At 64.6% G+C, this 6,475-nt stretch carries 8 protein-coding genes; 6 read left to right on the top strand and 2 right to left on the bottom strand.

Annotated features, from left to right (window positions below; all coding sequences use genetic code 11):
• Positions 1-252: 252 nt before the first annotated feature.
• From tusD to F6S12_RS19615, 6 genes are all read left to right on the top strand, one after another.
• On the top strand, positions 253-645 hold the full coding sequence (gene tusD / locus F6S12_RS19640; RefSeq protein WP_019092899.1) for a sulfurtransferase complex subunit TusD: 393 nt from the start codon (positions 253-255) through the stop codon (positions 643-645).
• Position 646: 1 nt separating this feature from the next.
• On the top strand, positions 647-1,009 hold the full coding sequence (gene tusC, locus F6S12_RS19635; RefSeq protein ID WP_053152667.1) for a sulfurtransferase complex subunit TusC: 363 nt from the start codon (positions 647-649) through the stop codon (positions 1,007-1,009).
• The gene (gene tusB / locus F6S12_RS19630; protein ID WP_053152669.1) at positions 1,009-1,305 is read left to right on the top strand and encodes a sulfurtransferase complex subunit TusB; all 297 of its coding nucleotides are present in this window, start codon (positions 1,009-1,011) and stop codon (positions 1,303-1,305) included. The genes tusC and tusB overlap by 1 nt, the downstream gene beginning before the upstream one ends.
• The gene (locus F6S12_RS19625) at positions 1,302-1,637 is read left to right on the top strand and encodes a TusE/DsrC/DsvC family sulfur relay protein (RefSeq protein ID WP_016966956.1); all 336 of its coding nucleotides are present in this window, start codon (positions 1,302-1,304) and stop codon (positions 1,635-1,637) included. The genes tusB and F6S12_RS19625 overlap by 4 nt, the downstream gene beginning before the upstream one ends.
• Positions 1,634-2,635, top strand: a complete 1,002-nt coding sequence (locus F6S12_RS19620; protein WP_053152671.1) for a glycosyl transferase family protein — start codon at positions 1,634-1,636, stop codon at positions 2,633-2,635. Before F6S12_RS19625 ends, F6S12_RS19620 begins: the two co-directional genes overlap by 4 nt.
• Positions 2,636-2,723: 88 nt before the next feature.
• Positions 2,724-3,725 carry a glutathione S-transferase family protein gene (locus tag F6S12_RS19615; RefSeq protein ID WP_315869231.1) on the top strand — a complete coding sequence of 334 codons (1,002 nt, stop codon included), beginning with the start codon at positions 2,724-2,726 and terminating at the stop codon, positions 3,723-3,725.
• A gap of 71 nt (positions 3,726-3,796) precedes the next feature.
• On the opposite strand, the gene cysG is transcribed toward F6S12_RS19615, so the two are convergent.
• Both cysG and serS read right to left on the bottom strand, forming a co-directional pair.
• Positions 3,797-5,191, bottom strand: a complete 1,395-nt coding sequence (gene cysG, locus F6S12_RS19610) for a siroheme synthase CysG (protein ID WP_011062163.1) — start codon at positions 5,189-5,191, stop codon at positions 3,797-3,799.
• Positions 5,192-6,472 carry a serine--tRNA ligase gene (serS, locus tag F6S12_RS19605; RefSeq protein WP_011062164.1) on the bottom strand — a complete coding sequence of 427 codons (1,281 nt, stop codon included), beginning with the start codon at positions 6,470-6,472 and terminating at the stop codon, positions 5,192-5,194. It abuts the gene before it with no gap.
• Between the last annotated feature and the right edge of the window lie 3 nt (positions 6,473-6,475).

Here is a 6,475-nt window from a genome sequence, read left to right as displayed (position 1 = left end):
CAGCGCGGCCCCCAAGCCCCTTCCGGCCCCCGTGACCACTACCACCGCCGAATTCAGATCCATCATCCCTTGCTCCTTGTCCCCGGTTGAATGAAGGCGCGAGTCTATCCCTCGCTTCGCGGTTTGGGGCCGGGCAAAGCTTTACCCGATATGTCCTGCATGCCTGGAACCAGAGCCCCGGGGGCGAAACGGGTTTAGCCGATGTTCGGATAAAGCTTTATCATGGCCGCAGTTTTATCCATCGAGTCCGTCATGAAGTTCGCCATCGCCCTGTTCTCTGCCGCCCACGCGCCTTCCTCGCGCCGCGCCCTGCTGTTCGCCCAGGCGGCGCTGGCGGGCGGGCATGAAATTGTCCGGCTGTTTTTCTACCAGGACGGCGTGTACAACGCCGCCAACAGCATCGTCACGCCCCAGGACGAACAGGACCTGCCTCGGGAATGGCGCGAGTTTGTCGGCCAGCATCAACTGGACGGCGTGGTGTGCATCGCCGCAGCCCTGCGCCGGGGTGTGTTGAATGCTGACGAAGCCCAGCGCTACCAGCGCACGTCGGTGAGCGTCGAAGCCCCCTGGGAGCTGTCGGGGCTCGGGCAATTGCATGACGCGGTACAGGCCGCCGACCGCCTGATCTGTTTTGGAGGGGCGTGACATGGCCAAATCCCTGTTGTTGATCAGCCGCCAGGCGCCGTGGACCGGCCCTGGCGCCCGGGAAGCCCTGGATATCGCCCTGGCCGGCGGCGCCTTCGACCTGCCCATCGGCCTGCTGTTTCTCGATGATGGCGTGCTGCAACTGGCGCCCGGGCAACAGGCCTCGCTGCTGCGCCAGAAAGACCTGAGCGCCAACCTGCAGGCGCTGTCGCTGTTCGGCGTCGACGAACTGTTTGCCTGCAGCGCCAGCCTCGCTGCCCGCGGCCTCGACCCGGCGAGCTTGAGTCTTGACGATGTACAGCTGCTGGACGCCCCGGAACTGGCCGGGATCATCGACCGCTTTGATCAGGTGATTACCCTCTGATGTCGACCTTGCATGTGTTGTCCCACTCGCCCTTCACCGACACCCGCCTGAGCAGTTGCCTGCGCCTGCTGGGCAGCGCCGACGGCCTGCTGCTGTGCGGCGACGCCGCCTATGCCCTGCAACCGGGCAGCGCCATTTGCAGCGAACTGAGCACCCGTAGCGGCTTGAATCTGTACGTGCTGGAAGAAGACCTGAACGCCCGCGGCCTGGCCCTGCCGACCTGGGCCCGCGCGGTGGACTACCCGGGCTTCGTCGAGCTGTCCCTTCAGCATGACAAGGTCAACACCTGGCTATGAGTACCCTGACTGTGGGCGCTCGCGCCATCGAACTGGACAAGGACGGTTACCTGGTCAACCTCGACGACTGGTCCGCCGACGTGGCCCAAGCCCTGGCCGCCAACGAAGAGCTTGAGCTGAGCGCGGAACACTGGGAAATCCTCGAACTGCTCCAGGGTTTCTACAAGGAGTTCCAGCTGTCCCCGGCCACCCGCCCGCTGATCAAGTACACCGCCCTCAAGCTGGGCCCGGACAAGGGCAACAGCCTGCACCTGAACCGACTGTTCAAAGGCACTCCCGCCAAACTTGCCGCCAAGCTGGCGGGCCTGCCCAAGCCGACCAATTGCCTATGAACGATTTCGCCCCCTTGCTCACCCAAACCCCGGAAGAACACCCTTTCGCCCAATTCGTGCGGATTCTCGGCAAGGGCAAGCGCGGCGCGCGCAACCTGACTCGCGAGGAAGCCCGGGAAGCCATGGGCATGCTGCTGGACGGCAAGGTCGAGGACACCCAACTGGGCGCCTTCCTCATGCTGCTGCGGCACAAGGAAGAAAGCCCGCAAGAGCTGGCGGGCTTCACCGAAGCCTTGCGCGAACGCCTGAACGCCCCGGCGATTGCCCTGGACCTCGACTGGCCGACCTACGCCGGCAAGAAGCGCCACCTGCCCTGGTACCTGCTGGCGGCCAAGTGCCTGGCACAGAACGGCGTGCGCATCCTGCTCCACGGTGGCGGCGCCCACACCGCCGGGCGCTTGTACACCGAACAATTGCTGGAACCCCTGGGGATTCCCCTGTGCCGTGACTGGCAGGCGGTCGGCCAGGCACTGGACCAGGGCAACCTGGCCTTCATGCCCCTGGGGGACTGGGCGCCGCAACTGCAGCGCATGATCGACTTGCGCAACATCCTCGGCCTGCGCTCACCGATCCATTCCCTGGCGCGCATTCTCAACCCCCTGGGCGCCCGCTGCGGCCTGCAGAGCATCTTCCACCCCGGCTACCAGGCAGTGCACCGCGATGCCAGCGGCCTGCTGGGGGACAACGTCATCGTGATCAAGGGCGATGGCGGCGAGATCGAGATCAACCCGGACAGCGCCAGCCATCTGTACGGCAGCACCGGTGGCGTCAGTTGGGACGAGGAATGGCCGGCACTGTCGGCACAACGCCATGTGAAACCTGCGAGCCTGGAACCCGAGCACCTCAAGGCGCTGTGGCGCGGCGATGTAGAAGACAGCTACCCGCAACTGGCCCTGCTGGCCACCATGGCCCTGGCCTTGCGCGGCCTGGGCACGCCCCGGGAGCAAGCCTTCGCCCTGGCCCAGCAGTACTGGGATGCCCGAGACAGATCGATTTAATCGATCAAAACCGCCCATGCTTTGCGCTTTTTGTTCGAACCCAGGGGCATAGACTGCACTCCAACGCAAAACAGCCGAGGAGCATTTCATGGGTCTGCTGATCGAAGGGCGCTGGCATGACCAGTGGTACGAAAGCGGCAAGGACGGCGCCTTCCAACGAGAACAGGCGCAACGTCGCAACTGGGTCACTGCCGATGGCCGCCCCGGCCCCAGCGGTGAAGGCGGCTTCGCCGCCGAGGCCGGGCGCTACCACCTCTATGTCTCCCTGGCCTGCCCCTGGGCCCACCGCACGCTGATCCTGCGCAAGCTCAAGGGTCTGGAAAAGCTGATCGACGTCTCGGTGGTCAGCTGGCTGATGCGCGAGAACGGCTGGACCTTCGACACCGCCTACGGTTCCAGCGGCGACCCCCTGGACCACTTCGACTTCATGCACCAGCGCTACACCGCCGACACCGCGGACTACACCGGCCGCGTCACCGTACCGGTGCTGTGGGACAAACAGCGCCAATGCATCGTCAGCAACGAATCGGCGGAAATCATCCGCATGTTCAACAGCGCCTTCGACGGCTTGACGGGCAATACCCTGGACTTCTATCCGCAACCCTTGCGCAGCAGGGTCGATGAGCTCAACGGGCGCATCTATCCGGCACTGAACAACGGTGTGTACCGCGCCGGGTTCGCCACCTCGCAAAAGGCTTATGAGACGGCGTTCGATGATGTCTTCGCCGAACTGGATGCGCTAGAGGCCCTGCTCGACACGCAGCGCTACCTGGCCGGCGAGCACCTGACCGAAGCCGACGTGCGGCTGTTCACCACCCTGATTCGTTTCGATGCGGTGTACTACAGCCACTTCAAGTGCAACCTGCGGCGGATTGCCGATTACCCGAACCTGTCGAACTGGCTGCGGGAGCTGTACCAGTGGCCGGGGATTGCCCAGACCGTGGACTTTACCCACATCAAGGGGCACTACTACGCCAGCCACACCACCATCAATCCGACAGGCATTGTGCCCAAGGGGCCGTTACAGGACTTCAGCCGCGGCCATGATCGGCAGCGGTTGAGTGGGCAAGGGGTTTGGTGCAGGGGTTGAGGACGCTTTCGCCGGCAAGCCGGCTCCTACAACAGCGGGATGTGTAGGAGCCGGCTTGCCGGCGAAGCTTTTCAGACCTCGGACTGAGCGCCTTCGAACCAGGCCAGCTTCTCGCGTAGCTGGACCACTTCGCCGACGATCACCAGGGTTGGCGCGTGCACTTCATGCTCGGCCACCAGCGCAGGCAGGTTGCCCAGGGTGCCGGTGAAGACACGCTGGTTGCTGGTGGTGCCCTGCTGAACCAGCGCCGCCGGGGTGTCGGCGCCGCGACCGTGCTTGATCAGTTGCTCGCAGATAGTCGGCAAGCCCACCAGGCCCATGTAGAACACCAGGGTCTGGGCCGGCGCCACCAGGTCGCTCCAGGGCAGGTTGCTGGTGCCGTCCTTGAGATGGCCGGTGACGAAGCGCACTGACTGTGCGTAGTCACGGTGAGTCAGGGGAATCCCGGCATAGGCCGAGCAACCACTGGCCGCGGTAATCCCCGGCACCACCTGGAACGGAATGCCGTGGGCCGCCAGCTCTTCGATTTCTTCGCCGCCCCGGCCAAAGATGAACGGATCACCACCCTTCAGGCGCACCACCCGCTTGCCTTGCTGGGCCAGGGTCACCAGTTGCTGGTTGATCTGTTCCTGGGGCACGGCGTGATCGGCGCGACGCTTGCCGACGTAGATGCGTTCGGCGTCGCGGCGGCACAGCTCGAGAATCGCCGGTGCCACCAGGCGGTCGTAGAGCACCACGTCGGCCTGCTGCATCAGGCGCAGGGCGCGGAAGGTCAGCAGGTCCGGATCACCCGGGCCTGCGCCCACCAGATACACCTCGCCCGGCGCATGAGGCGCCTTGCCAGCGATCTTGGCCTGCAACAGACGTTCGGCTTCCGCGCCCTGCCCCGCCAGCTGGCGATCGGCGATGGGGCCCTGGAATACGTCCTCCCAGAACGCCCGGCGTTGCTGCACATCCGGAAACAGGCCTTTGACCTGGGCGCGGAAACGCGCCGCCAACCCGGCCAGTTGGCCGTAGGTGGAAGGAATCCAGGTTTCCAGCTTGGCCCGGATCAGCCGCGCCAGCACTGGCGCATCGCCGCCACTGGAGACTGCGATGACCAGCGGCGAACGGTCGACGATGGCCGGGAAGATCACGCTGCACAGGGCCGGCGCGTCCACCACATTGACCGGCACGCAACGCCGATGGGCATCGGCGGAGACCTGGGCATTGAGGGATTCGTCGTCGGTGGCGGCGATGATCAGGGTGCAGCCGTCGAGGTCGGCCTCGACATACCCGCGCAACAGGGACTCACCGCCGCTGGCGACGATCAGTTCCTGCAATTGCGCTTCTATTTCAGGTGCGACCACTCGCAGCTGCGCACCGGCATCGGCCAGCAGACGGGATTTGCGCAAGGCAATCTCCCCTCCGCCGACCACCAACACACGACTGCCGCGAAGGTTGTGAAACAGCGGCAGATATTCCATTTAGCCGATGACCTCAAGGCCACCCATGTAAGGCTTCAGCACATCCGGCACACGGATCGAACCGTCGGCCTGCTGGTAGTTCTCCAGCACCGCCACCAGGGTGCGGCCCACGGCCAGGCCGGAACCGTTGAGGGTGTGCACCAGCTCAGGCTTGCCGGTTTCCGGGTTGCGGAAGCGCGCCTGCATGCGGCGGGCCTGGAAGTCGCCACAGTTGGAGCACGAGGAGATCTCGCGGTACTTGTCCTGGCTCGGTACCCAGACTTCCAGGTCGTAGGTCTTGACCGCGCTGAAGCCCATGTCGCCGGTGCACAGGGCCAGTACGCGGTACGGCAGTTGCAGCAGTTGCAGGACTTTTTCGGCGTTGGCGGTCAGGCCTTCCAGGGCTTCCATGGAGGTCGACGGCTCGACCACCTGGACCATCTCGACCTTGTCGAACTGGTGCTGGCGGATCATGCCGCGGGTATCGCGACCCGAAGCACCGGCTTCACTACGGAAGCACGGCGTGTGGGCGACGAACTTCAGCGGCAGTTGCTTGGCGTCGAGAATCTCGCCAGCGACGATGTTGGTCAGCGACACTTCGGCGGTCGGGATCAGGTACAGATCGGCTTCGCCTTCGCGAGTGATCTTGAACAGGTCTTCCTCGAACTTCGGCAACTGGCTGGTGCCCACCAGCGCCGGAGCCTGCACCAGGTACGGGGTGTAGGCCTCTTCGTAGCCGTGCTCGCCGGTGTGCAGGTTGATCATGAACTGCGCCAGGGCGCGGTGCAGACGGGCGATCGGGCCGCGCAACAGGGCAAAACGCGCGCCGGACAACTTGGCGGCGGTTTCAAAGTCCAGCCAGCCGTGGGTTTCGCCCAGGGCCACGTGGTCCTTGATCGGGAAATCGAAGGCGGTCGGGGTGCCCCAGCGGCGCACTTCAACGTTGCCGTCTTCATCTTCGCCCACCGGCACCGACTCGTGGGGCAGGTTGGGAATGCCGAACAGGATCGAATCCAGTTCGCTCTGGATGTTTTCCAGCTCCGCCTTGCCGGAGCTCAGCTCGTTCCCCATGCGCTCAACGTCGGCCATCAGCGGGGCGATGTCTTCACCGCGTTGCTTGGCCTGGCCGATGGACTTGGAGCGCGCGTTACGTTCAGCCTGCAGTTGCTCGGTGCGGGTCTGCACGGTCTTGCGCTGTTCTTCCAGCGCTTCGATGCGTGCCACATCCAGGGCAAAGCCGCGGGATGCCAGACGATCCGCTACGTCCTGGAGGTTGCTACGTAACAGTTTGGAATCGAGCATGTC

It is taken from the genome of Pseudomonas sp. JV245A (genome assembly GCF_032424515.1).
Taxonomy (GTDB): domain Bacteria; phylum Pseudomonadota; class Gammaproteobacteria; order Pseudomonadales; family Pseudomonadaceae; genus Aquipseudomonas; species Aquipseudomonas protegens.
The sequence above is the reverse complement of the archived record's forward strand: the minus strand, read 5'-3'. Positions and strand labels throughout refer to the sequence as shown.